The organism is Undibacterium sp. GW821-FHT07F11, assembly GCF_059418665.1.
On record NZ_JBWKQH010000001.1, the window covers coordinates 799093 to 825264 of the forward strand.

Here is a 26172-nt window from a genome sequence, read left to right on the forward strand (position 1 = left end):
CAAGGCTTTCCAGCCTGCCAGGGTGTTTGTCTGGTGTTTTATATTTTGAGCCGCAGATAAGCTACATCATTTTATGCATATAGATGTCAGCGCCGCGGATGCTAACCTCGCCCCATAAGAATTTCATACCGGAGCATTCATGTCTGACCCTATACGTTTCTATTACCAAGGCCAAATCCAGCAGGTAACCAATGCTGCGCCTACGCGCACGCTGTTGCAGCATCTGCGTGAAGACCTGCATTGCACCGGCACCAAGGAAGGCTGTGCCGAAGGCGATTGTGGTGCCTGTACGGTCGTCGTTGGTGAAATGAAACATGGTCAGCTGGAATTGCAGTCAGTTAATTCCTGCATACAATTCCTGCCTACCCTCGATGGCAAGGCAGTGTTTACGGTAGAAGACTTGCAACAAAAGAATGGTGAGCTGCATCCTGTGCAACAGGCGCTGGTGGAATGCCATGGCTCGCAATGTGGCTTCTGTACACCCGGCTTTGCCATGTCGCTGTGGAGCCTGTATCTGAAAAAAGAAGGGGATACTGTCCCGCCATGCCGCAAGGAGATAGACGAAACCCTGTCCGGCAATCTCTGCCGTTGCACAGGTTACCGCCCCATCATAGATGCCGCAAAGCGCATGGGTGAATTGCCTGCGGCTGAGTTTGACCGTGCTGCTGTCATCAGCGGCCTGCAAGGTCTGCAACGTGGCGAGATGTTCAGCTATACGGCGGATGGCCAGACTTTCTATGCGCCGCGCACTTTGCAGCAACTGGCTGAAGTGCGTGAAGCCAATCCCAAGGCCACCATACTGGCAGGTTCTACCGATGTTGGCCTGTGGGTCACCAAGCAAATGCGCGACTTGGGCAATATCATTTATGTGCGTGAAGTCGATGAGTTAAAACATATCAAGCCCGCGGATGGGATGCTGGAGATAGGTGCCGCCGTGTCACTCAATGATGCCTACGGCGCAGTCTGCCAGCATTACCCGGATGAACTGACCGAGATGTGGCAGCGCTTTGCTTCGCAGCCTATACGCAATACTGGTACGCTCGGTGGCAGTGTCGCCAATGGTTCGCCTATTGGTGATTCAGCACCGTGGATGATCGCCCTGGGGGCAGAGATAGTCTTGCACAGCGTGCGCGGCCAGCGTGTGCTGTTGCTCGAGAATTTTTACCTCGACTATATGAAAAAGGATATGCAACCCGGCGAATTTGTTGCTGCCGTGCGCATACCTCTGCCCAAAGCCGGGCAGCAATTCCGCACCTATAAACTCGCCAAGCGTTATGACCAGGATATCTCTGCCGTCTGCGCCGCTTTTGCGATCAGCCTTGATGCTGACAATGGCAACATCGTGCGTGATGCGCATATTGCCTTTGGTGGCATGGCCGCTACCTCACGCCGCGCACCACTGGCAGAAGCAGCCTTGAACGGACAACCCTGGAATGAAGCAACAGTAAAAAATGCCATGGCCTTGCTGGCACAGGATTACACACCGCTGACCGATATGCGTGCCAGCAATACCTACCGCATGCAGACAGCACAAAATCTCTTGCGCCGTTTCTGGCTGGAGACGCGTACCTATGCGCCGCTGAAACTGCAGGCCATCAATGTCTTTGCCACCGTCACAGCTTAATGAAGCTCAGGAGAAAACATGAATACCCAAACTGAAGCTTTCCTGACAGACAAAAACCTTGCCAAAGACAATGCAGACTGGGCAGAGGTTGGCAAATCGCATCCGCATGAATCAGCAGTCTTGCATGTGCTGGGTGAGGCGCGTTATACCGATGATATCCCTGAAGTGCAGGGCACCTTGCATGCAGCGCTTGGGCTGTCGTCCAAGGCGCATGCGAATATTGTGGCCATGAATTTTGATGCAGTCAAAAGTGCGCGTGGCGTGGTGGCCGTATACACCGCCAAAGATATCCCCGGCACCAATGATTGTGGCCCCATCATACATGACGACCCTATCCTGTCCGAAGGCCTGGTTGAATATGTAGGCCAGCCCATCTTCATCGTCGTTGCCGATACGCATGACAATGCACGTCGTGCCGTGCGCAAGGCTGATATTACTTACGAAGAATTGCCCGCGATACTGACACCGCAAGAAGCGAAAAAAGCGCAGTCTTTCGTCTTGCCGCCGATGCGCTTGCAACGCGGTGATGCACAGGCTGCATTCGAGCGCTCACCACGCCGTGTCAAGGGCGAATTGTATGTAGGCGGGCAAGAACAGTTCTACCTCGAAGGCCAGATTTCTTACGCAATACCGAAGGAAGACCGTGGCATGCTGGTGTTGTGTTCTACCCAGCACCCTAGCGAAATGCAGCATGTGGTCGCCCATGCACTCGGTGTGCACAGTCACAATATCGTAGTTGAATGCCGCCGCATGGGTGGTGGTTTTGGCGGCAAGGAATCGCAATCTGCCTTGTGGGCGGCAGCGGCAGCGATTTCTGCCGTCCACCTGAAACGTCCGGTCAAATTGCGTGCCGACCGTGATGACGACATGATGGTCACCGGTAAACGCCATTGTTTCCATTATGATTATGAAGTCGGTTATGACGACGAAGGCCGTATCATCGCTGCTCGAGTGGAGATGGTCTCGCGTGCCGGTTTTTCTGCCGACTTGTCAGCGCCGGTAGCAACCCGCGCAGTCTGCCATTTCGATAATACTTACTATCTTGGTGATGTCGATATCCGCGCCATGTGCGGCAAGACCAATACCCAGTCAAATACCGCCTTCCGTGGCTTTGGTGGCCCGCAAGGGGCGATTGCGATTGAATACATCGTCGACAATATCGCCCGTGACCTGAACAAGGATGCGCTTGAGATACGCAAGATCAATTTCTACGGCCGTAATGACGAAGAGGGGCGCAATATTACCCAGTATGGGCAGAAGGTCGTCGATAACGTCATCCATGAACTGGTGGCAGAACTGGAAGCCAGTAGTGAATATCAGCAACGCCGTGCCGATATCAAGGCGTTCAACGCCAGCAGCCCTGTCCTCAAAAAGGGGCTGGCACTGACACCAGTTAAATTTGGTATTGCCTTTAACGTCACCCATCTGAACCAGGCCGGTGCTTTGGTACACATCTATACCGATGGCTCGGTACTGGTTAATCACGGCGGTTGTGAAATGGGGCAGGGCGTCAATACCAAGGTCTGCCAAGTCGTCGCTCATGAGCTGGGCCTGAACCTGGACAAGGTGCGCGCTACCGCCACTGACACCAGCAAGGTTGCCAACACCTCGGCCACGGCTGCTTCGACTGGTGCTGACCTGAATGGCAAGGCCGCGCAAAATGCCGCGCATACCCTGCGTCAGCGCCTCGCTGAATTTGCAGTGAAGACTTATGGTGGCGAACTGGCAGATATCCGTTTTGCGGCAGGCCTGGTCAGTGTCAATGGCCTTGATATTCCGTTTGAAGCCCTGGTGCAAAAAGCTTACCTGGCACGGGTGCAATTATGGTCTGATGGTTTTTATGCGACACCTGGTTTGCATTGGGACCCCAAAACCATGAGTGGTAATCCTTTCTCTTATTTTGCTTATGGTGCATCGGTATCTGAAGTCATTGTCGATACCCTGACCGGTGAATGGAAACTCTTGCGTGCCGATGCGCTCTATGATGCCGGTAATTCACTGAACCCCGCCATCGATATCGGCCAGGTGGAAGGTGCTTTCATACAGGGCATGGGCTGGCTGACGACAGAAGAGTTGTGGTGGAACAAGGGCGGCAAGCTGATGACGCATGCACCTTCGACTTACAAGATACCGGCGATTTCTGATTGTCCTGAAGACTTCCGTGTGAGCCTCTACAAGAACCGCAATGTGCAGGACAGCATACACAGGTCCAAGGCTGTTGGTGAGCCACCTCTGTTGTTGCCGTTTTCTGTTTTCTTCGCAATCCGTGACGCAATTGCCAGCGTGGCGGATTACCGCTATAACCCGCCACTGAATGCACCGGCAACCAGTGAAGCGATTTTGTCGGCCATCAATGGCGTAGCAGCCATGGCTGCTGCCAGCTAAGATAAAATCAGACAAGCGAGTTCATCATGAAGCTTTGGTTAAATGCAATTGCCACACAAGCCGTCCCCAAGATACTGGTGACGGTCGCTACGGTATTGGGTTCCGGCCCGCGTGAGCCGGGTGCCAAGATGCTGGTCACTGCAGATGAATTATTCGACACCATAGGTGGCGGCCACCTGGAAATGAAGGCGACAGAAATCGCCCGTAATATGCTGGCCATGCCAGAAAGCCAGCTTGCCGCCCAGCGCCGATTTGAACGCTTCCCGCTAGGCCCCAGCCTGGGCCAATGCTGTGGTGGTGTCGTGCATCTGGCCTTTGAACGTGTGCAAGCTGACAGCCTGGCTTACTTGAATTGCCTGAACCAGCGCTGGCGTCTGGGGCAGGATAGCTGGCGTTTGCTGGCGCTGGACAGTGTGCAAGAGCCAACCCTGTGCGATGCCAATGGCACCCACCTGACAGGCCCTGCCTGGCCCGCGGGTTTGCCAGTGCAAATCGATACTAATCATCCCTGCCAGGTCTTGACTGATGCTGCAGGCCAGCGCTGGTTGCTGGATTCCTGCCTCGCTTACCGCGCCCACCTGATGTTGTTTGGCGCTGGGCATGTCGGTGCCGCCATAGCTCGTGCCATGGCTGATTTGCCTTGCCGTATTACCTGGGTGGATGAACGCGAAGACATGTTCCCCACCAGGCTGGCAGCCAATGTCACGGTAGAAGCGACAGATACGCCAGAAGCCCTTATTGCCAGGGCTGCACCAGGCACATCCTTTCTCGTGCTCACGCATAGTCATGCACTGGACCAAAAACTGTCTGAACATATCCTGCGGCTGCCGGATGTGGGTTGGTTTGGCCTCATAGGCTCGCAAACCAAGCGCGTGCAGTTTGAACGCCGCCTGCGTGAACGCGGCATACCGGCTACCCGTCTGAATGACATGGTTTGCCCAATAGGCTTGCCCGGCATACACGGCAAGCAACCCGCAGTCATAGCTGCCTCTGTCGCTGCCCAGCTTTTGCAGGTCTGGGAAGAGCATGAAATCCATCAGCAAAAAGAACTCAGCCGTGTACTTGCGCGCATAGGCTCTGATGTTTTTGCATCTAATACAGAAAAACGAGCGCTAGATGAGTGTCACTCGCTGGCTAAGCGTTAAACTCTCGCTGTTAGCGCTTAGCACCCACCAGATCAATGCGAATGTGATGCCAGACCGGCAGACTTGATGCACAAGTCGTGGTCTGGCTTGATTGCGCCTGCAAGACAGAATTCAGAAAGACCACGATGAGTAATATTTCAAGTAAAAACACGCTGCAAGCCTATCGCGCCAGTGTGCTGCATTTCCAGCAAGACCCGGCCTTTCATGAGCAGGCTTATGCCTGGCATGAAGATGGTCTGTTGATCGTTGAAGACGGCAAGATCGTCGCCGCCGGCGAGTATGCGCAACTGCATGCCAGCCTGCCTGAGGGTACCGAGGTCATCGATTACCGTGGCAAACTCATTGTGCCGGGTTTTATCGATACCCACATCCATTACCCCCAGACTGACATGATCGCCTCGCCAGCGCCCGGTTTGCTGCCCTGGCTGGAGACTTATACCTTCCCGACTGAACGCCAGTTTGCAGATATCAATCACAGTGCCCAGGTCGCGCATTTTTTCATTGATGAATTGCTGCGCTCAGGCACGACGACAGCCATGGTGTATTGCACCGTCCACCCAGAATCCGTCGAAGCCTTTTTCACTGAGAGTGAAGCGCGCAATCTGCGCATGGTGGCAGGCAAGGTCTTGATGGACAGGAATTGCCCTGAATTTCTGCGCGACACTGCCGAGGGCGGCATACGTGACAGCGAAACTCTGATTAAGAAATGGCATAAACGTGGCCGCCAGTTATATGCGATCACCCCACGCTTTGCACCAACCTCCAGCGACGCACAAATGCAGCTCGCTGGCGAACTGGCACAGGCTTATCCCGATACTTTTTTGCAGACTCACGTTGCAGAAAATACCGATGAAGTAGCCTGGGCCAAAGCACTGTATCCAAAAGCACGGAGCTATCTCGATGTGTATGACCAGTACGGCATGCTGCGCCCGCGTGCCATGTACGGCCATTGCATCTGGCTCGATGATGCTGATCGCGCACGCATGGCAGAGACGCAATCGGCTGTGGCGATGTGTCCGACTTCCAATCTCTTCCTCGGCAGCGGCCTGTTCAATTTTGAACGCGCTGATGCCCAGCAAGTCAGCCTGTCACTGGCAACCGATGTCGGTGGCGGTACTTCATTCTCGATGTTGCGCACCATGAATGAAGCTTACAAGATGGCACGGCTCGGAGGTACTTATTTGCCTGCGTTACGCATGTTTTACCTGGCAACCCTGGGTGGCGCACGCAGCATGCAACTCGAAGGCACGATAGGCAATTTCGTCAAGGATGCAGAAGCCGATTTCATCGTGCTCGACCCGCAAGCCACACCTTTACTGGCGCGCCGTACCGGACATACCGAGAGCCTCGATGAATTGTTGTTTGCACTGGCCTTGCTGGGCGATGACCGCACAGTGGCTGCAACATATGCAGCAGGCAAACTGGTCCATCAGCGTCAGTTGTGAAAATCTTGTCTGACTGATTTATGATGGTGGGTATTGTTCAACACCTTTCAAGGAAAAACCATGCCCACCATCAATGTACAAATGTTTGAAGGCCGCACGCTTGAGCAAAAGCGTGCCTTTGTCAAAGCCGTTACTGAAGCCAGCGCCCAGACTCTGGGTTGTTCTCTCGACGCTGTGGATATCATCATTCAGGAAGTGAAACGTGAAGACTGGTCTTCTGGCGGGACTTTGTGGTCGGATAAGAAGTAAGTCTAGTCCACTTTCAACTTGCCCTTGATAATCGCCTGACTGGCTTCGCGCAGTCTTTGCAGCACCGGCCGCTGGCGCAGGATATCGCAATCGGAGTATGCGGCATCGGTGCTGATACCGGTCAGCGATACTGCGCCTTCCTTCAAACCATATTCAATTCTGGTTGCAGTTGATCCACCCAGTATGGCTGCTACTGCCAGACTGATGGCCGTATCGCCATGCACCTGCATATTGTCGATAACCTTGCCCGCAGTCTTCGGGCACTGGTTGACATAGCTGCCTATGGCCCGCGCTTTGCTATTGCCAGTAAGTGCTTTGAATACCCCATTATTGCTGCTGCCAGCAGCCGCATAAATTATGTCAACACCATCGGCCAGCATGCTCTTCGCCAGTGCTTCGGCACGGGCTGTGTCATTGAAGGGCTGGCTGCCTTCTATCCAGACGATATGGTTCAGGTCGGCATCCGGCCTGACTGACCTGGCACCGGCGATAAAGGCATCGACAGGCTTTTGTTTCAATGGCGTTTTCACAGCACCGATGACACCTATCTTGCCGCTGGCTGATACCAGTGCCGCCTCCATGCCCGCCAGATAGCTGGCTTCGCTTTCGCGAAAGCTGATGCAGAGCAGGTTGGGTGGTGGATTATTGATACATTGTTCAAGTATCACGAAATGCACATGGGGCGCTGTGCGCGGCACGGTATCCAGCAATTCCCTGAATTCATAGCCTATCATGACGATGATATTCGCCCCCAGTCTGATGGCATTTTCCAGCTGCTTTTGCCTGCCCGCACGGTCAGCCTGGCTAGCCAGTGTGGCAGCCTGCATCTGGTACATCTGTGCCGCCTGTTTGATGCCGTCGCTGCCTTGTTGCAGGTAGGGGTCGTCGTTGTCAGGAACAGGGCGGACGTAGAAGATTTTTTGTGCTTCTGCAGTGTGGGCTGGATTGCTTGTCATGCTGATCATGAGGCTCATGATCAGTAGTGCTGTTCTGATGATTTTGTTATTGCGGATGTGGGTTTGCATGGTCGTCCTCCGGGTATTTTTACTGCTGGCTTCGGGGTCAGCATGAGCTTTTATCTTGGAGGAAAATTGTGTTTGTTCAGGGGGTTGGAGGCAATATTGAATATGGGTTTGGGGGGATAGTGAGGGAGGGGGCTTGTGTTAGTTGCGCTTGGTTTTTTTGCGATGCGCTATATGAATTGAAGACGATAAATCGCTATCGTATTAACGTCGCTCCAGCGCAGGCTGGAGGCCAGTGGCGTCGTCGTGCATTTGGGTCGTTATTAAAACGATTGCCCTTCGTGGACACAAGCCGGGTCTCGGCCCGGCGGCCGAAATACTTTCTTTGCGTCGCCAAAGAAAGTATTCAAAGAAAAGCGACCCAGGCGTCGTCGCCCCTACGGGGTTCCCATTTGTGCAATACAAAAAATGGGAAAGTCCGAAAACTCGCTTCGCTCAAACATCGGTCTTTCTCTTTCCATTTTCTGTATTGCACAAATGGCGTCGACACATGGTAACTGCGGAAAGTCAAAGTTAACCGCAACGTCAAATTCAACAGCAACGTCAAATTCAACAGCAACGTCAAATTCAACAGCAACGTCAATGCGGCTATTGCTGCAATTTCTGCGGACTAATTTTTAAAATTTTCTCCTCTTACTCCGCCTGATAAACCCACTTCCCACCCTTGATCTGCACCATGACACGCGCCCTTTGATCGAGGCCCAGGTGATCTGCTTTGCTCATGTTGACGACACCGTTGGTGGTGGCCAGGCCCTGTGTCGCTTCCAGGGCATCGCGCAAGGCTGCGCGGAATTCTGCAGTGCCGGGGGCGGCTTTTTTCAAGGCGACGGGGATGGCTTGTTGCAGCAGCAGGCCAGCGTCCCAGGCATAGGAGGCAAAGGCAGCGAGGCTGCCAGCGCCGTAGGTGGTTTCAAACTTGTTGGAAAAATCCAGGGCAGCTTTTTTGACGGGGTTGTTGTCAGCCAGTTGTTTGGCCACCATGACCGGGCCGGTGGGCAGGAAAGTGCCATCGCAGTCTTTGCCGCAGACGCGCAGGAAGTCGCTGTTGGCGACGCCGTGGTTATGGTAGATGCGGCCTTTGTAGCCGCGTTCGACCAGGGTTTTGGGTGGCAGGGCGGCGGGTGTGCCCGAAGCACCGACGACGATGGCTTCGGGGTTGCTGGACATCATTTTCAAGACCTGGCCGACCACGCTGTTATCACTGCGGCTGAAACGTTCTGTTGCCACCACCTTGATCTTTTTCAGTTCGGCATATTTCGTCACTTCCACCAGGAAGGCTTCGCCGAGGGCATCCGAGAAACCGATGAAGCCCATGGTCTTGATGCCTTTCTTGCTCATGTCTTCGGCAATCGCGATGGCCATCATGGTATCGGTTTGTGGGGTCTTGAACATCCAGGCTTTATTGGCATCCATGGGTTCTATGATGCGGTTGCTCGATGCCAGACTGATGGTAGGGGTCTTGCCTTCACCTATGACACCCAGCATGGCGAGGGAGTTTGGCGTGGTGGTCGAACCTATGATGGCATCTACTTTTTCTTCCGAGATCAGCTTGCGGGTATTGGTCACGGTTTGTGTAGTGTCGGAGGCATCATCGAGGACGATGTAGTCGACTTTTTTGCCCGCGATTTCCTTGGGCAGCATGGCAATCGCATTTTTCTCAGGGATGCCCAGCGAGGCTGCCGGGCCTGTCGATGAAATGGTAACGCCTATCTTGATCTGTGCCTGGGCATTGATACTGAGGCTGGCGCAGAGCATGATCGCTGCTGTTGCCAGCAGATTTTTTTTGATGCAGGTATTTGTCGTCATAGTGTCTCCGTATTTTTTTGTTGTGAGTCGTTTTATAGTTTGCAGGGTACTGATAAAAAACCGCGAAAGCGTGCGCGTCCACCTCTGATGGGCGCAGCGCTTAATCTGTAATCGGGGAAGCGTGCCAACAGGCGGGAAATTGCCACCCGGCCTTCCAGCCGCGCCAAAAACATGCCCGCGCATTGGTGTATGCCGGAGGCAAACGCCAGATGGCGGTTGGGGTTGCGGCTGATGTCCAGTTTGTCCGGGTCAGAGAATTGTAAGGGGTCGCGATTGGCCGCACCTATGCACAGGCTGATGCGGCTGCCAGCGGCGATAGCGACGTCGCCGATTTGCGTATCCACTGTGGTCATGCGATTGCCTAACTGGTTGGAACTTTCAAAGCGCAGGAATTCTTCGATGGCGGTGTTGATCAATTCTGGCTGGGCGATCAGGCGGGCCTTTTGTTCTGGCCATTCCTGCATGGCGACCAGGCCATTGCCTATCAGGTTGGTGGTGGTTTCATGCCCGGCATTGAGCAGGAAGACACAGTTTTGCAAGAGTTCGGTTTCAGTCAGCTTTTCACCATTTTCTTCGCCTTCTATCAGGCGTGTCAGCATATCAGTTTTGGGGTCACCGGGATGCAAGCGGCGCTGTGCCACCAGTTGTTTCAGGTAATCCAGAAATTCGGCGACACACTGATTGGCATAGGCAAAAAATTCTGGCGTGATGGCTGGCTCCAGTGCACCCAGGATGGCAAGTGACCATTCACGCAAAGGTTCGCGTTCATCATGTGGCACGGCCAGCAAATTGCCTATGATTTCTACCGGTATGGCAGAAGCGAAATCGCTGATGAGATCGACATCATTTTTACTTGCCATCTGGTCCAGCAAGCCATCCACCAGTTTGATGAGGCCGGGTTCGGTATCGGCCATGGCTGCCGGTGTCAGGCCGCCCATGATGAGGCGGCGCACCCTCGTGTGCAGCGGCGGGTCATTGAAGACCAGGCTATTGGTGTGATGTTCATACAGCAGTGAATCGCCATAGCGCGGTTTGAACTCCAGCTTTTTGTCCGAGCTGAAAGTTTTGGCATCTTTATAGACATGCACCAGGTCGGCATAACGCGTCAGCAGGTAAGAACCATCCGGCATCCTGCGCACGGGCGTCTGCTCGCGCAGGGCGTGGTAATAGGGATAGGGGTTCTGGTAAAAATCTGCGGGCAGGTGGCGCAGGTCAAAATCATCACTGATAAGCGGCGCTGATGTGACGGTATTCTGATACTGAGAAGGCATAAAAATCCCGGCAAAGGACAGAGTTTGCACTGTGTCCGATTTGCCGGGTACTGTCAATCAGGCTGGCGACAATTCAAATCATGGCAGTGGCACGTAATTCAGTGGCATCCATGCATAGCCTTTGCCTTCCTTGCGTATATAACCCAAGCCAGGGAAGGACAGGTGGGCAGAACCTACCAGGTAGGAATGCTGCGCTGCATCAGCATAGGCTTTTTGCCTTTGTGCATAAGCAGCCTTGCTGTCGCTGTCGAATTGTATGGTGACTGCCGGGTTTTCAAACTGCACTGCTGCGACATGCATGAGGTCACCCCACAAGACCAGGGTTTGTCCTTTGCTCTCTACCTTGTAGATGCTGTGACCAGGGGTATGGCCATGGGAAGCGACTGCTTTGATGCCGGGTACCAGTTCTGTATCACCTTCGAAGGACTTCAACTTGCCAGCCTGCACATAGGGTTTCAGGATGGCGATGGCTTTTTCAAAACTGCCTTTGGCATCGGCGGGAGCCTTGTCAAGGTTGGCCTGGCTTAACCAGTAATCAGTGTCATGCTGGTCTACGCGTACGATAGCATTCGGGAAAGCTGCTTTGTCACCATCTACCAGGCCACCGATATGGTCGGTATGCATGTGGGTGATGTAGATTTCATCGATTTGCTCAGGCAGATAACCGGATGCTTTCAGGCTCGTCTGCAGCTTGCCCAGGGTAGGGCCGAAGAAGACGCCGGCACCGCTGTCTATCAGTACCAGTTTGCTGCCGGTGTTGATGAGGTAGGCATTCACCGAAGTCACGACAGGGGATTGCAAATGGTATTTGCTGAGTGCCTTGCCGACTTTTTCTGGCGTGGTATTGGTCAGCAGTTTATCGACAGGCAAGGGTACTGCACCATCAGACAGGACGGTGACTTCAAAATCACCGAGCATGCTGCGGTAAAAGCCGGGTGCGCTGGTTTTCACCATCGGTGCGGCAGCGTGGGCGCTGATGGCAGGTATGCCAAACACGGCGATGCCAGCGAGAATGGAAGAACTGAACAGGCCGGAACGGAGCAAACTTTTCAATTGCATGGTTTTTCCTTTGAAGTTGGCAGGGACTCAGCAGGCTGGCAACTTTAGCCTGGCAGCTTGCTGTGATGGGCAAAAAAATTGTAAATGCGACAGCTATTATGCCGAATTTCTGCCAACTTCGTTGGGAGCAGCTTGTTCGCCTTCTGACCAGTATTAGCTGATCAGGGACGCAGTCAGGGCATCGACTTCTTCCGCCGATTCAGACAGGATGGAAAGCAGGGTGCCTTCGCCGACCGCAAAATCAATTTCCGAGGCTGACTGGCGTATGTTTTCTGGGGAACGTGGGTCCAGCGGCGATGGCACGGCGGCCAGTTCATTTGCCAGCAACAGGGTGTCCCCCAGGGTTTCTGGTGGCATGACACGCATGCCATACCACAGGGCTTCTACCGCTGATACCACGCGTTTGGGTACCAGCAATTTGTTCAAAACGGCGCGGCCTATGAAGGTTTCATCGGTTTCCGCCAGGGCATCTGTGGCAACTGGAGTAGTATCGATTTCCAGCAGAGCCGGGAATTCCTGAGCCCGCGACAGCAGGTAAAAACCGCCGACCTCATGCACGATACCGGCGAACAGGGCTGTCTCGGCATCCACCTTGCTGACCTTGCGGGCAATCAGGTGGGCCAGTGCAGCGACATAGGCAGAATGACGCCACAGAGCTTCCATTTTGTTGCGTATGGCCGGGTCAGAGACTGCTGCGCTTAGCTGGCGCATGACAACGGCGGCAGTGACCGAGCGCAGGGTGTTGAAGCCCAGTATGGTAATGGCAGTGCGGATATTGGTAACACCCCCGCCGAAGCGGTTATAGGCAACAGAATTGGCAATGGCAACCACGCGGGCTGACATCAGGGGTTCAGTCATGACCAGTTTTGCGGCTGTCTCTATACCGCAGTCCGGGTCGTCGAGAGCCTGTTGTATCTTCAGCGAGGCATTGACATTGGTAGGGAAGACCAGATCACCCTTGCTGGCTTGTTCAACAATACTCTTTAATGCTGCCGACTTGTTCATAATGTGTTTGTTGGAGCAGTGCCATGCAGGGCATCTGCTCCCCACGGTCCGCTAATTTTTATTGAAACCCAGTGCCCTCACTAGTTTACCAGCAGTTGCCATGATCAAGGAGGGTTCCTCTTCAGTATAGTCGTTGCGCACGGGAGTAGCTTGCACTGGCTGCACTTGCTGTACCCTGCGCACGGTATTGCTGGCATTATCCAGCTTGAAGGCAGACACTGCCCTGGCCAGATTATTGGCCTGTTCTTCCATGCTCTCTGCCGCTGCTGCTGCCTGTTCTACCAGCGCTGCATTTTGTTGTGTCATTTCATCCATCTGGTTGATGGCACGGTTGACTTCTTCTATGCCTGAACTTTGTTCCTGGCCAGCAGCCGTGATTTCAGACATGATTTCTGCCACATGTTTCACGGAGCTGACGATTTCATTCATGGTCTTGCCAGCTGCATCGACGAGCTTGCCACCGGTATCGACTTTTTCTACAGAATCACCAATCAGGGTTTTGATCTCTTTTGCTGCACTGGCGCTGCGTTGTGCCAGATTGCGCACTTCTGAGGCCACCACGGCAAAGCCGCGGCCCTGTTCACCTGCGCGGGCTGCTTCCACCGCTGCATTCAGGGCCAGGATATTGGTCTGGAAGGCAATACCGTCGATGACGCTGATGATATCGACAATCTTGCGTGAGCTTTCCTTGATGGAGTTCATGGTGTGGACAACCTTGCCGACTTCTTCACCACCCTTGATGGCGAAGTTGGAAGCAGAGGTGACCAGGCCATTGGCCTGTCTGGCATTGTCGGCATTATGTCTGACCGTTGCCGTGATTTCTTCCATGGAGCTGGCGGTTTCTTCCAGCGCACCAGCCTGGGTTTCTGTGCGGGAAGACAAGTCAGAATTACCGCTAGAAATTTCTACTGCCGCAATCGCGATGGCGTCTGTACCCTGCCTGACTTCGCTGACGATATTGTGCAGGTTATCGCTCATCTCTTTGAGGGCATTCAGCAACTCGCTGATCTCGTCTGTGCCGTCAGCCGCTTCACGGAAGGTCAGCTCACCGGCAGCAACGCGCTTGGCAATTGAGACTGCATCCCGCAAAGGTGTGGTGATACTGCGCGTCAGGAAGATGGAAAAGCCTGCACCAAATAATAAGATCACTGCACCAATGGCGAACAGGGTGAAGGTCAGTTGCTTGCCCTTGCTTTCTGCCGTGGCAGACAATTCAGAAGCAGCCTTGTTTTGAATCTCGACCAGTTTGTTGATTTCCAATATGGCTTTTTGTTGCAATGGGTCAACTTGTGTGGCGATCAGCTTCACAGCTTCTTCACCATTGAAGGCCAGCAACATTTTCATGGCTTCCTTGATGGGAAAATCAATTTGCTTGTCCAGGTCGGATACCGCATCGATAATCTTTTTTTCCTCTGCGCTCAGACCCAGGGCAATGAGTTTTTCCCTTGCTTCAGCAAAGCGGGCTTGCTGCTTTTTGGAGATGACATTTTGTTTGTCACTTTCGCCCAGGTCAGTCTGCAAACCTATATTGCGTATGGCTATGCCACTTTCCAGCATGCTGCTTTTCATGGTGGCAGCAAGCTCGCTTTTGCTATGGGAGAGTTCCAGACCTGCAACCATTTCCTTGCGGTTACTGGCACTGAAGATGCTGTCGATGATGAGTATGAGTACCAGGGTCGCCAGTATCACACCAAAGCCCACAGCGAGTCGGGTACCTATGCGCAAGTGACGCAAATTCATAGTGAATCTCCCTTAAAGAAGCTCAGTTACTACGAGGTCGTGCTTACATAAAATCTTTGCTTGGTATTGCTTGCTCTGACTTTTCCGCTTGCATGACAACATGCAAGCCGCATGCCAACGCTATCCGTATTTATCATGCGACGCTTGGTTTTTGTCGCTCCAGGCAATCATGTGAATGACGTACAAGATTTCAGATCAGCCCCTGAGAAAAAATATTTTTCATAAAACAACATATCAGAATTCGGGGAAGAGAAAATCTGGTATCTCATACCGGTCTTGGAATAAGCTACGGTGCAGTCTGCCTTGCCGGTACGATATACCTTTGTATCCATACTATGCCAAAATTGCTTTGCCGCAAAGCATGTATGGCACATGTTTTTGTTAAATTCTATTGATTGAGAGCAAGCTTGATGCCCTTATTACTCAGCGTTGTTGTACTTGTGCTGGCGGTCAGTCTGATCTACGTCTGGACGCGCTGGCGTCGGGCAGCGCAGGCGGACTATATTCGCACGTATATGTTTCCACCCGGACTGTTGGAAAGACTACACAAACAGCGTCCTGATCTGAATGTAAAAGACCAGCAACTGGTCGCGCGCGCCTTGCGGCAGTTTTTTCTGGTGTATCTGAAATCGGGTTTCAAACATATTTCCATGCCTTCGCAGGTGGTCGATGACCTCTGGCATGAATTTATACTATATACAAAAAACTACGAGCAATTTTGTAAAAAAGCTTTTGGCCGTTACATGCACCACACACCGGCTGCTGTCCTGGGGGCCAGCCAGCGTGGAAATGAGGGTTTGCGCCGCACTTGGTGGTTTGCCTGCCTGGAAGAAAACATCAATCCACGCCGTGCGACACGCTTGCCACTGCTGTTTGCGCTGGATGCCAAATGGAATATTGCTGATGGCTTTCGTTATGAACCCGATTGCAGTGCCTTGCGCAAGAATGGCGATGGCACGGTGTATTGCGGTGGTGATTTCTATGGCGGCAGCGGTGGCAGTAGCGGCAGCGACACATCCTATGATTTTGGTGATACTACCCATCATAGCAGTCACAGCAGCCATGCTGATAGTGGCGGTGGCGATAGTGGGGGTGACAGTTCAGGTTGTAGTGGGGGTTGCGGCGGTGGTTGTGGTGGGGGAGGGGATTAGCGCTGGTTTCTGGTAATTATCCGCCGGTCGGCCTTAGCGCTGCATTGCTGCTTTCCAGCCTGTCCATCAATATTTTCTTTTCGCCATCGTGGAAATTCAAGAATTCCAGGCCGATGCGGAAAGAAAATTGCGAGAGTATGGTGTACACCATCCTGCTCTCGACTTCTATTTTTTGCGCTTGCATGCCTGTGTTCAAGGGGGGCAGCGTCATGACCAGTTTTACTTTGCCGTTAAAAAAGACATTGTAATCACAGAACATGCTGAGACCATTTTCGGAAATATCATTGATCTTGCCGTAATAGCTCAGTTTTTTTCCGCCGAATTCATGAATCAGGGCAATTTTCCATTTCACCAGGTAGCGGTTATGTGAACGCAAGAGCTGCGTTTTTACGACATTGAATTTGGCCAGCGTATCCGAAATCGCTGCATTTTGAGAGGGGGGCGTATCCTGCACCAGGATGGTATCCCCCAGATCCGGGGTCACAAACGGCGGTGTCAAAGGCCCATCTACAAGCGTCTCATCCTTGAGCAATACAGGTGCTTCTGGCGCTACCGTATCAGCGCCATAAGAGACTTTTCTTTTTCCTGGTAGCTTGTGCATGGCAACATTATATAGAGAAAAACCGCCGCAATAATTTCCACATGGAAATTATTGCGGTTTTTCATGCTATTTTTTGTATTAATTTTGTAGCTGTTTTTTGCTACTTAAGCACTGACTGTAGCCCGTTTAGCGGGTCTGAATTGCTCGCGATAACTGGCCGGTGACAGGCCCGAATGTTTTTTGAACAGGCGGCGGAATGAACTAGGGTCACTATAACCCGTGCGTTCTGCCACTTGCTCCAGTGTCAGCGTGGTGGTTTCCAGCAGGCGTTTGGCGATATCCATCTTGACTTGCTGGGCATAGCTGGCTGGGGTGGTATCCAGGGTCTGGTGAAAATGCCGTATTACGGTACGTTCACTGACCGCCAGGTGTCCGGCTAGTGCAGGCAGGCGGAAGGGCAGGTGATGATTCAGGCTCAGCCATTTCTGTGCCCGCTGCACCAGGATGTTTTCATGCTGATGGGTATCTTGCTGGGTCAGGCTCAGCATTTGCATATAGGGCATTTGCGAAGTGCGGTTGGCATCGATCAGCAGGGTTTTTGCGACACCGCTGGCTATATCCTGGCCACCAAAGCGCTCCACCAGATGGTAGGCAAGATTCAAAAAGCTGGTGGCGGCACCACTGGTCAGGATGTTTTCATATTCATCCAGCACTTCCGACAGACGCAGGCTGACTTCGGGATAACGGGTCTTGAATGCTCTCTCCAGCCACCAGGTAGTCGTTGCATGACCACCATCCAGCAAACCGGCTTCAGCCAGCAAGAAGGTGGCGCTGCAATTGGCCGCCAGTACACAGCCCTGCGCATGCCTGGCCCGCAAGATAGGGAATAGTTCACGCATGGCATGCATGCTGCTGGTCAGGCCCGTAATGCCGTTTTCCATATACAGGCCTGGTAATAAAATGATATCGGCGTTGCTGTCGGCCTGTATGCAGGCATCGGCACCCAGGCTGACTTTGGCAGGTGTCATGACAGGCTTGCCATCGATGGAATGGGTGCTCCAGGTGAACAAGGGATCTACTTCATCGACATTCTTGAGCGACCAGATGGCATTGGCGACAGCAAACACATCCAGCGGGCCAGTGACCGCAGATGCCATGCATTGAGGGTAGAGCCAGACTTCGATATGTGCCATTTGTCGTAATCTGCATTAAAAGAGTCAATACTGACACTGTCAGCACTTTCCTGCAATAACTAGAATGTAGCTTAAATTCATAAAGGAAAAATGATGACTTCAGCAGATACACTGAATGAAACCGTGAATAGTACGGTGGCGGCGGAAGAGCAGGCACAACGCCTGAACCAGTTCGGTGCCAAGTTTCTACCAGGCCACCTGGGCATCAACATCCTGACGGTAGAAAAAGGCAAAGTCACGGCAGAATTGCCGGTCTTGCCCCATTTATTGGCGCCCAACGGCTATCTGCATGCAGGCAGCGTGGTTACCCTTGCTGATACCGCCTGCGGTTATGGCTGCGTCGCCAGCCTGCCAGAGGGGGCACAGAGTTTTACGACCATAGAACTGAAATCCAATCATCTGGGCACTGCGCGTGCGGGCACCATCAGCGTGCTTGCCACCGCAGTCCATCTGGGCCGCACTACCCAGGTCTGGGATGCCGTAGTCAGTTATGAGGGCAAGACGATTGCCCTGTTCCGTTGTACCCAAATGATTTTATTTCCCCGGAAGGATGCATGATGAGTGATGCAAAGAGTGAGGCAAAGGGTGACGCAACTGCGGTCTTAAAACAATGGCAAGAACAGGAAGCCGCAGTCCGCGCCCGCATGGCTGAACCTGGCGTATTGGGCCTGGACCAATTGAAAGCTGTCAGCGGTATCGATTTTTTACGCGGTATCCTCGAAGGTAAATATCCGGTCGCCCATATAGGCAAGACCCTGGATTTCATCCCGGTAGAAGGTGAGGCTGGCCGTATCGTGTTTCAGGGTACGCCGGGTCTGCAGCACTACAACCCTTTGGGCAGTGTGCATGGCGGTTACTTCTGTACCTTGCTTGATTCTGCCGTTGGTTGTGCCGTGCAATCGATGTTGCCAGCCGGCGTTGGCTATACCACGCTGGAAATCAAGGTGAATCTGATCCGCGCCATGAGCGCCAAGACCGGGCCTGTGCGGGCTGAGGGCAAGGTGATACAGGTGGGTAAGCAGGTGGGCACGGCGGAGGGCCGTATCGTGGATGCGGCGGGGAGGATTTATGCGCATGCAACGACTACATGTCTGATTTTTCCTTTGCCTTGAGAGAAGGTGGGGTTCTGTCCTTGAACGGCAATCATAAGATAAGCGACGAATCTCAGATTCGTCGCTCCTGTGCAGGCAGGAGCCCAGTGGCGTTCGTTGCATTACCGTACTTTGATTAAAACGATTGCCCTCCGTGGACACAAGCCGGGTCTCGGCCCGGCGGACGAAATTCTTTCTTTGCGTCGCCAAAGAAAGAATTCAAAGAAAGGCGACCCAGGCGTAGCCGCCCCTGCGGGGTTCCCATTTATGCGGTACAAAAAATGGGAAATGCCCGAAACTCGCTACGCTCAAACACGGGCATTTCTTGATCCATTTTCTGCACAGCACAAATGGCGGCTACACATGGGAACGGCGAAAATTCAAAAACAGACCCAACGTCAAAACCAACACCATCACAACCGCATTTAAATTACTTAAAGCTTGGCTATTTCTTCGCCGCTTCCTTCTCCTGCAAGGTCCGCCACATCACTTTCCCCGTCCCTGATTTCGGCAAACTATCCACAAACTCGACAAACTTGGGCACTTTGTAAGCGGCCATTTTTTCATGTGCCCAGGTCATGATGTCTTCGGCAGTCACATCGCTGCCAGGTTTTTTGACGACCACGGCTTTGACGGTTTCGCCGCGGTAGGCGTCGTGGGCGGCGATGATGCAGCATTCCTGGATGGCGGGGTGCTGGTACATCATGGATTCGACTTCGGCGGGCCAGACTTTAAAGCCGCTGGCGTTGATCATGCGTTTCAGGCGGTCGGTGAAGAAGAAGAAGCCTTCCGGGTCCATGTAACCAAGGTCGCCGGAACGGAAGAATTTTTTGCCGTCGAGTTCGGCGAAAGAGTCGGCGGTTTTTTGCGGGTCGTTCCAGTAACCCTGGAAGACTTGTGGGCCATGTATCCAGATTTCGCCAGTTTCGCCCTGTTTAACTTCTTGCAGGGTGGTCGGGTCAACGATGCGTGAATCGACATTGAAATAGGGCACGCCCAGGCACTGCTGCTTCATGCGTTGTGCCGGATTGACATGGGATGCGGCCATGGTTTCTGACAAGCCATAACCCTCCATATAGACTTGCCCAGACAAGTCCAGCAGCTTTTGGGCAATCGCAGCGGGCATGGCTGCGCCACCACCGGATACCCTGGTCAGCCTGGAAATATCATATTCAGCCAGACGTGGGTTGGACAGGAAATCGATCATCATCGATGGCACCAGCGTCCAGTTACTGACCGCATAGCGGGTGATGAGCTGTCCTGCCGCATCCCTGTCCCAGCGCGGCAGGATGACCAGAGTGCCGCCACAGTAAATCATGCTGTTCATCACAGATTGCATGCCCGTCACATGAAAGAATGGCAGCACTGCCAAAGACACATGATTGGCAACTATATTGCCCGACCAGGTGGGGCTGGCAACCGTATTGAAAATGACAGAGCGATGGGTATGTATGCAGCCCTTGGGTTTGCCTGTCGTGCCCGAGGTATAAGGCATACAGGCCAGGTCGTCCGGGCCTGCCGCATGGGCATGCGGCTGGTGTCCGGCCTCTATTGCCGTTCGCCAGCTATGGACGCCAGCCTGATCTGGCACCTGGCGTTCTGCCTTTACAAAGTCAGGGATGACCAGGTTGGTGGCCGCTGTTAAATGATCGGAGTAAGTGGCTACTATCGCATTTTGCAATATGCTATGGCCTACTAATGGCTGCAGGCGCGAAAAAATTTCCTGGGAGACCAGGGCTGTTTTGGCACCGCTGTCGGCGATGTAATGGCTAAGTTCATCCGTCATCAACATGGGATTGACAGGGACGACCATGGCATCAGCCCGCAAAATGGCATAAAAACCGATGATGAACTGTGGACAGTTTTGCATGTTAAGCAAGACACGGTCACCTTTTTGTACACCGCAAACCTCTTGCAGATAGCCAGCCAGCGCCAGCACTTCTTCGTGCAGTTGGAGATAGGTGATGACCGTGTCATAAAAGATGATCGCCGCCTTGTCCGGGTAGCGCAGGGCTGATACCTGCAAATTCGTATACACGCTGGCTTCTGGCGTGATCAGATGATGCGGCAAGCCTTGCGGCCAGTGGGCGTAGTGCAAAGTGTTCATAGGCTGTCTCCGTTATGTTCGGTTTTTTTATTAGAGTGCCATACCTAATTCTTTTTTGCACGGTCGTTCGCAAAATAATGATGTTTAGCGGAAACTTGAAACATTTTGTCAACACTTAGCTTAAAGGTATTGCAAACGGCAGCATGAAGCTACAATGTTAAGCATTCCCCTATTCAGCAAGACATCGGAGTCAGCGTGTTTCAGCAAATCAAAACAGCCCTAATCGTTTTATCCAGCCTGGCCATGGTGGCTTGTGGCGGAGGTGGCGGTGGTACCGCGGGTACAGGTGGCGGCACGACGGCCAACCCCATGGCGATTGCGGTTCCCGATGCCTTGACAGTGACCAGTGGTGCGCCCCTGAGCTTTAATGGTCAGGCCAGCAGTACCGTCGGTGTCATCACGAATATGTACTGGCAGGTAGAGAACCTGACCCTGTCAGCCAACCCGCTGGCAGCAGTGACGAATGCAGATTGCAAGATCATCAGCAAGAGCAGTACAGGTGCTGATGCCAGCTGTGTCCTGCAAGTCACCCCGCCGGCTTTGTTGACGGCGGACTATACCTATAAATTGACCCTCAATGCTGTTGACGTTAAAGGCAATACCATCAAGGCGTCCACCACTTTGCTGGTGAAACAGGAGGCATCCACGACTGCCAATCCAATAGCCAAAGTCAGCGGCACCACTAATGCCACATCGGGTGACAAAGTCAGCCTGAGTTGTACCGGCAGTGGTGGTACACCGGCAGCTACGGGTGAACCTTATTCCTATCAATGGGTGGTCAGCGATGCAGCCGGTACTACCATTACCCTGGCACCGGCGGATACTGCCGCCACCAGTTTTACCGCGCCTGTAGTGACAGCATCTACGGCCTTAAAAGTGCAATGCCGTGTCACTGATGACAAGCAAAAAGTAGGTACGGCAACCCAGACCGTGACAGTGACACCTATCATCAAGCCGACAGTCGTGCCTATCTCTTACAGCGGAGGTGTGGTTGCGGCAGGTTCTACCATCACTCTTGATGGCAGCAAGTCGGTCAAATACGATGCCAACGGCAAGGTCGACAGCAGCACACCTATTTATTATTACTGGAAGCAAAAATCCGGTCCTTCGGTAGAAATTTTCAATGCTTTCAGCAGTGTGGCCAGTGCCGCCCTGCCCAAGTTTGTCGATGTGCGTACACCTTTTGTATTTACCCTCAATGCCTCAAATTCCGTCATCCAGCCTGGCGGTTTTTCGCTGGATCCTATCGTCCAGATGGATGTGGTGTTTTATGTAGACCCCTTGCCACCTATTTCGCTGGTGTCGTATACCCCGGTACAAGTAGTGCTGACCAATAGTGCCGTTACCCTGAAAGTCGATGCGCCGTCGAATACCAGCAATATCATCTACTACAGCTGGACGCAGATTGCCGGTACTACCGTTGCCATCGCCGGTGCAGGTACCAGCAATGCCGGATTTATTTCGCCTGGCACACCGGGGACATTGATTTTCCGCGCTACTGGTAGTTATCAACCGATTACCGTGGCTAATCCTGGCACGGCTTCCATTGATGTCATCGTCACGGTACAGGCACCAGCCGTAGTGAAATAACAGCGTGAAGTAAGAGCTTGAAATAAGAGCTTGAAATAGCGGTTTGAAATAAGCAGGCAGCTAAAAAAAAGCCCCGCATCGTAAAGATAGCGGGGCTTTTTATTGGGGCTTGTCTGATATTACGATTCGCGGGCAATGATCTTACGCCTGCCCAGTTTGCGCTGGCGTGTCAGGGTCTTGGTGGCGACAAAAATCTCGCGCATGAAATAAATGAAGCTGCCTATCAGGGAAAACACCCCGCCCACAAACAGGGTGGCAATCAGCTTGTCGAGATTCAGGCTGGTGGCATCGCCCATGAACAAGGTAGCAATCACCAGACAGATCAGCAAACCACAGGATGTGCTGAGGGTGATGGCGCGGTTGATCAGGTGTGAGCGTTCATATAGTTCGTGCAATTCTTCTTCCACGCCAGGAGGGCTGACGGGTGGGCTATTCTCGCCATGCAGCAAGTCTTCCACGACCCTTGAGCGATCTATGATACGGGCCAGGCGGCTGGTCAGGACCGAGAGTGTGGTACCCACGCCGGTCAGCAGGAAGACCGGGGCAATCGAGAGTTGTATGATGTGGCTGACATCGCTTAGTTGTAGATTAATCATGTGCAAGTCCTCAGGTTTTCCCCGGATTTTACAGGGACGAGGGCTTGCCCGGGCAGATGGAGCGCAGACTTTTTTGAGCAGCCTTGCTGACAGCAACAGGTTTTTGTCATGCAGGCAGGGCTTAAGGAAGGATTACCCCACTGGCATGCAGCGGGGCTGGTCCAGGATACAGGCGAGGGTACTAACTCCTGCCATTCAAACCACGTCAAGCCGTTTGCAAAGGCAGCGTCAGGCGAACTTCCAGGCCACCTTCAGGCAGATTGCTCAATTGCAGCTGGCCGCCGTGTTGCTGGGCGATATTCTGGGCTATCGTCAGACCCAGACCAGTGCCGCCAGACTCTCTGGAGCGCGAGGTTTCCATGCGAAAAAATGGCTCAAACACCTTGCTTTGAAATTCAGGTGGTATGCCATGGCCGCCGTCGCGTATCAACACATGCAATACATCCTTGGCGGCATCCTTGCCAGCCACCAGGCTGACTGTGGCGTATTGACCATATTTGACTGCATTGTCGATCAGATTGGTCAGGCAACGGCGCAGGGCTTGTGGCCTGGCCATGACAGTCAGGCCGGGCTTACCTTGAAAGCTGACGTTTTGCCCGGCATCCGCGGCGTCGGCGCATACGCTATCAAGCAGCGAATCCAGGTCCAGCGGTTTCAGGGCTTCATTGCTGTCCATGCTGCGCGCCAGATCCAGGCCTTCGCGTATCATCATTTGCATGCCTGACAAATCTTCTATGAGTTTGTCGCGCAATTCTTCATCCCTGACTTTTTCCAGACGCAGACGCAGGCGCGTCAACGGGGTTTGCAAGTCATGGGTGATGGCTGCCAGCATATGGGTGCGCTGGGCGATATGCTGGCGTATCCGTGCTTGCATGGCATTGAAGGCACGCGTTGCCTGCAAGATTTCAGTTGCCCCTTTTTCTGGCAAAGGAGGGCGGTTAATGTCTTGCCCCAGGGCCGTGGCTGCCTTTGCCATTTGCTGCAAGGGCCGCATGGTCATGCGGGCGATCAGGAATGCCAGAACGGCAATACTGGCTAAAAACAGGAACAGGTATTGCAAGAAATCCGGGCGCAGTGGTGGGGCAGGATTACGTGGCGGTAATACCGTCAGGCGCAGGGCGGTACCGTCATGCAGGGTGATGCCCAGTGCTTCACAGGGCAGGCGGTTGGTTTGTATGTTCTGCGGGTTGCGCGGGCAGGATGCCGGATCTTGCGCCAGTGACATGACGCGAAAGGTCTTGCCCAGTCTTTCGCTGACAGCGGCTGCATACTCAGAACGTGGTGCCTGGTCAGTCGTCTCGGCGGGCAGGGTGGCTACTTTCAAGCCCAGGCGTGGTGCAGTTGCCAAAAACTTTTCACGGTTTTCTGCCGGCAGGGCATCCAGTGCCAGCACCAGTTGTTCAGCCCGTTCAACTGCGTGTGAATCTCTGTATTGCGATATGGTTTTTTGTCTTTCGCCAAAAGCCAGCGACCAGGTCAGTACCGTCGAAGCGATTACTCCCAGCAGAAGGATGGCAAATACCCTGCCCCACATCGACGATAAGATTTTCATGCGTCCTGCTCCACGACGACGGTAACGGCCAGTACATAACCGCCATTCCTGACGGTTTTGATGATTTGCGGTGAACGCGCATCTTCGCGCAGTTTTTGGCGCAAGCGGCTGATCTGGATATCGATGGAACGGTCAAACGGGTCGGCATCGCGGCCATGTGTCATGTTCAGCAACTGATCACGGTTCAGCACGCGGTTAGGATGTTCCAGGAAGATATTCAACATGCGGAACTCGGCGCCAGACAATGACACTACCATGCCATCCGGGCTGATCAGGTGGCGTGCCGTCAAATCCAGTGTCCAGCCAGCAAATTTAAGTTTTTGCAGGGCTTCGCCAGAATGCGTATTGACATTGGTCTGGGTACGGCGCAAAACACTGCGTATGCGCGCCAGTAGTTCGCGTGGCTCGAAGGGTTTGGGCAGGTAATCATCTGCACCCATTTCCAGGCCCAGGATACGGTCCAGCGGTTCGCCGCGCGCAGTCAACATGATGACAGGCAAAGTTGATTTGCTGCGCAAGGTACGGCAAAGCGTCAGGCCATCATCGCCAGGCAAATTCAAATCCAGCACCACCAGGTCAACCTGGTGGTTTTGCAGGGCTGTCCACATGGCATTGCCTTCAGCAGCCGTGACTGTGCTGTAGCCATTATTGTCGAGATAATCAGCCAGCAAATTGCGGATGTCGCGGTCATCATCAACGATGAGAATTTTATTTGGTGTGTCCATGTTCTTCATTATGAGCCCGATCCAGTAGATAAAAACCCTGATTTTGTATCGTCTTGTTATGATAAACCGTAACATACCACCTTATCATTCTTGACTGTTACACGTCGATACAAAGCGAGAGCAGACGGACATTTCGACGTTACAAGCTTGCTGCAAGATACATCACATGTCTGAGACAGCAATGCAGGACTTGATGCAAGTCCAGAAAGCGATCAGCCAGCTTAACTCACCATTTTGTGGAATGTATTTTTGTAAAATGTATATTGCGGATGTGTGAGCTTGTTCTACTGTTCAGAAAGAGAAAAAATATGAAAACCTTACACAAAAAATTCTGCATGGCTCTGGCAGCAATCAGTCTGGGTATCGCCGCCAGTGCAGGCAGCGCCCTGGCACAATCTTCTGCACCGCCGTCTGCTTCTGCACATGCTGGCCATGGTCAGCCGCATGGCGACCCCGCCAAGTGGGCAGAAAAGATGAAAGAGCGCATGGCTAAACACCAGGCCGAACTGCATGACAAATTGAAAATTACGGCTGCACAAGAACCAGCCTGGAAGACCTTCATTGATGCCATGAATCCAGGCGCCATGCCAGTCCGTCCTGACCGCAAGGAAATGGAAAAATTGACGACACCAGAACGCATGGAAAAAGGTCTGGAAAAAATGAAGGAGCATCTGGCAAGAATGCAAACGCGCCTGGCTTCCCTGAAAACTTTCTATGCCGTGTTAACACCTGAGCAGCAAAAGATTTTTGATGACAGCCACCGACGCATGGCATCGCATATGCGTGAACGCATGGGCAAGCAGATGGGTGAGCATGGTCCTGGTATGCAAAAGAGCGGTGATCGTCCCCCGATGACAGATAAGAAGTAAGCTGTC

23 protein-coding genes and 1 pseudogene are annotated in these 26172 nt (G+C 53.1%); 11 read left to right on the forward strand and 13 right to left on the reverse strand.

Annotated elements, in window-relative coordinates; genetic code table 11:
- Positions 1 to 139 precede the first annotated feature (139 nt).
- The 5 genes from xdhA (at position 140) to AC07OI_RS03455 (ending at position 6848) form a co-directional block, all read left to right on the forward strand.
- Positions 140 to 1624, forward strand: coding sequence for a xanthine dehydrogenase small subunit (xdhA, locus tag AC07OI_RS03435; protein WP_495256307.1), 1485 nt, complete (start codon positions 140 to 142; stop codon positions 1622 to 1624).
- 18 nt (positions 1625 to 1642) lie between these two features.
- Positions 1643 to 4009, forward strand: coding sequence for a xanthine dehydrogenase molybdopterin binding subunit (xdhB, locus tag AC07OI_RS03440; RefSeq protein WP_495256308.1), 2367 nt, complete (start codon positions 1643 to 1645; stop codon positions 4007 to 4009).
- Positions 4010 to 4035: 26 nt separating this feature from the next.
- Positions 4036 to 5154 carry a xanthine dehydrogenase accessory protein XdhC gene (xdhC, locus tag AC07OI_RS03445; protein ID WP_495256309.1) on the forward strand — a complete coding sequence of 373 codons (1119 nt, stop codon included), beginning with the start codon at positions 4036 to 4038 and terminating at the stop codon, positions 5152 to 5154.
- A gap of 125 nt (positions 5155 to 5279) precedes the next feature.
- Positions 5280 to 6599, forward strand: a complete 1320-nt coding sequence (guaD, locus tag AC07OI_RS03450; RefSeq protein ID WP_495256310.1) for a guanine deaminase — start codon at positions 5280 to 5282, stop codon at positions 6597 to 6599.
- A gap of 60 nt (positions 6600 to 6659) precedes the next feature.
- Entirely contained in the window at positions 6660 to 6848 is a 189-nt protein-coding gene (locus tag AC07OI_RS03455; protein WP_495256311.1) for a 4-oxalocrotonate tautomerase, read from the forward strand.
- Between the two features lie 2 nt (positions 6849 to 6850).
- On the opposite strand, the gene AC07OI_RS03460 is transcribed toward AC07OI_RS03455, so the two are convergent.
- From AC07OI_RS03460 to AC07OI_RS03485, 6 genes are all read right to left on the reverse strand, one after another.
- Entirely contained in the window at positions 6851 to 7873 is a 1023-nt protein-coding gene (locus AC07OI_RS03460) for a BMP family ABC transporter substrate-binding protein (protein ID WP_495256312.1), read from the reverse strand.
- A 630-nt stretch (positions 7874 to 8503) separates the two neighbouring features.
- Positions 8504 to 9658 carry an ABC transporter substrate-binding protein gene (locus tag AC07OI_RS03465; protein ID WP_495256349.1) on the reverse strand — a complete coding sequence of 385 codons (1155 nt, stop codon included), beginning with the start codon at positions 9656 to 9658 and terminating at the stop codon, positions 8504 to 8506.
- Between the two features lie 50 nt (positions 9659 to 9708).
- Positions 9709 to 10947: a cytochrome P450 gene (locus tag AC07OI_RS03470; RefSeq protein ID WP_495256313.1), complete on the reverse strand. Its 1239-nt coding sequence runs from the start codon at positions 10945 to 10947 to the stop codon at positions 9709 to 9711.
- A 78-nt stretch (positions 10948 to 11025) separates the two neighbouring features.
- Positions 11026 to 12006 carry an MBL fold metallo-hydrolase gene (locus AC07OI_RS03475; RefSeq protein ID WP_495256314.1) on the reverse strand — a complete coding sequence of 327 codons (981 nt, stop codon included), beginning with the start codon at positions 12004 to 12006 and terminating at the stop codon, positions 11026 to 11028.
- Between the two features lie 153 nt (positions 12007 to 12159).
- Positions 12160 to 13011 (reverse strand): HDOD domain-containing protein, encoded by an 852-nt coding sequence (locus AC07OI_RS03480; protein ID WP_492707469.1) that lies wholly within the window; start codon positions 13009 to 13011, stop codon positions 12160 to 12162.
- 51 nt (positions 13012 to 13062) lie between these two features.
- The gene (locus AC07OI_RS03485) at positions 13063 to 14751 is read right to left on the reverse strand and encodes a methyl-accepting chemotaxis protein (RefSeq protein ID WP_495256315.1); all 1689 of its coding nucleotides are present in this window, start codon (positions 14749 to 14751) and stop codon (positions 13063 to 13065) included.
- Positions 14752 to 15161: 410 nt separating this feature from the next.
- On the opposite strand from AC07OI_RS03485, the gene AC07OI_RS03490 reads away from it, so the two are divergent.
- Complete coding sequence (locus tag AC07OI_RS03490; RefSeq protein ID WP_492707466.1) at positions 15162 to 15902, forward strand: glycine-rich domain-containing protein; 741 nt, start codon at positions 15162 to 15164, stop codon at positions 15900 to 15902.
- Positions 15903 to 15918: 16 nt separating this feature from the next.
- Here AC07OI_RS03490 and AC07OI_RS03495 read toward each other — a convergent pair whose 3' ends face one another.
- The 3 genes and pseudogenes from AC07OI_RS03495 to AC07OI_RS03505 all read right to left on the reverse strand — a co-directional run.
- Positions 15919 to 16503 (reverse strand): PilZ domain-containing protein, encoded by a 585-nt coding sequence (locus tag AC07OI_RS03495; RefSeq protein ID WP_492707464.1) that lies wholly within the window; start codon positions 16501 to 16503, stop codon positions 15919 to 15921.
- Between the two features lie 104 nt (positions 16504 to 16607).
- Positions 16608 to 17006: a helix-turn-helix domain-containing protein gene (locus AC07OI_RS03500; protein WP_495256350.1), complete on the reverse strand. Its 399-nt coding sequence runs from the start codon at positions 17004 to 17006 to the stop codon at positions 16608 to 16610.
- Positions 17007 to 17138: 132 nt separating this feature from the next.
- Positions 17139 to 17636 (reverse strand): annotated as a pseudogene (locus AC07OI_RS03505) (type 1 glutamine amidotransferase family protein); the annotation flags it as partial.
- A 90-nt stretch (positions 17637 to 17726) separates the two neighbouring features.
- Here AC07OI_RS03505 and AC07OI_RS03510 point away from each other — a divergent pair.
- The 3 genes from AC07OI_RS03510 to AC07OI_RS03520 all read left to right on the forward strand — a co-directional run bounded on the left by AC07OI_RS03510 (position 17727) and on the right by AC07OI_RS03520 (position 19156).
- Positions 17727 to 18194, forward strand: coding sequence for a PaaI family thioesterase (locus AC07OI_RS03510; protein ID WP_492707462.1), 468 nt, complete (start codon positions 17727 to 17729; stop codon positions 18192 to 18194).
- The gene (locus AC07OI_RS03515; protein ID WP_495256316.1) at positions 18191 to 18748 is read left to right on the forward strand and encodes a PaaI family thioesterase; all 558 of its coding nucleotides are present in this window, start codon (positions 18191 to 18193) and stop codon (positions 18746 to 18748) included. The genes AC07OI_RS03510 and AC07OI_RS03515 overlap by 4 nt, the downstream gene beginning before the upstream one ends.
- A 96-nt stretch (positions 18749 to 18844) precedes the next feature.
- Entirely contained in the window at positions 18845 to 19156 is a 312-nt protein-coding gene (locus AC07OI_RS03520; protein ID WP_495256317.1) for a hypothetical protein, read from the forward strand.
- Positions 19157 to 19172: 16 nt separating this feature from the next.
- Here the strand turns inward: AC07OI_RS03520 and AC07OI_RS03525 are convergent, their stop codons facing one another.
- Positions 19173 to 20834: a long-chain fatty acid--CoA ligase gene (locus tag AC07OI_RS03525; RefSeq protein ID WP_495256318.1), complete on the reverse strand. Its 1662-nt coding sequence runs from the start codon at positions 20832 to 20834 to the stop codon at positions 19173 to 19175.
- A gap of 195 nt (positions 20835 to 21029) precedes the next feature.
- Between AC07OI_RS03525 and AC07OI_RS03530 the strand changes: the two genes are divergently transcribed.
- Positions 21030 to 22424 (forward strand): hypothetical protein, encoded by a 1395-nt coding sequence (locus AC07OI_RS03530; RefSeq protein WP_492707456.1) that lies wholly within the window; start codon positions 21030 to 21032, stop codon positions 22422 to 22424.
- Positions 22425 to 22543: 119 nt separating this feature from the next.
- On the opposite strand, the gene AC07OI_RS03535 is transcribed toward AC07OI_RS03530, so the two are convergent.
- The 3 genes from AC07OI_RS03535 to AC07OI_RS03545 form a co-directional block, all read right to left on the reverse strand.
- Positions 22544 to 23017, reverse strand: a complete 474-nt coding sequence (locus tag AC07OI_RS03535; RefSeq protein WP_492707720.1) for a DUF2721 domain-containing protein — start codon at positions 23015 to 23017, stop codon at positions 22544 to 22546.
- Between the two features lie 208 nt (positions 23018 to 23225).
- The gene (locus AC07OI_RS03540; protein ID WP_492707454.1) at positions 23226 to 24572 is read right to left on the reverse strand and encodes an ATP-binding protein; all 1347 of its coding nucleotides are present in this window, start codon (positions 24570 to 24572) and stop codon (positions 23226 to 23228) included.
- Positions 24569 to 25297, reverse strand: a complete 729-nt coding sequence (locus AC07OI_RS03545; protein WP_492707452.1) for a response regulator — start codon at positions 25295 to 25297, stop codon at positions 24569 to 24571. The genes AC07OI_RS03540 and AC07OI_RS03545 overlap by 4 nt, the downstream gene beginning before the upstream one ends.
- A gap of 308 nt (positions 25298 to 25605) precedes the next feature.
- On the opposite strand from AC07OI_RS03545, the gene AC07OI_RS03550 reads away from it, so the two are divergent.
- Positions 25606 to 26166 carry a Spy/CpxP family protein refolding chaperone gene (locus AC07OI_RS03550; RefSeq protein ID WP_492707450.1) on the forward strand — a complete coding sequence of 187 codons (561 nt, stop codon included), beginning with the start codon at positions 25606 to 25608 and terminating at the stop codon, positions 26164 to 26166.
- Positions 26167 to 26172 lie beyond the last annotated feature (6 nt).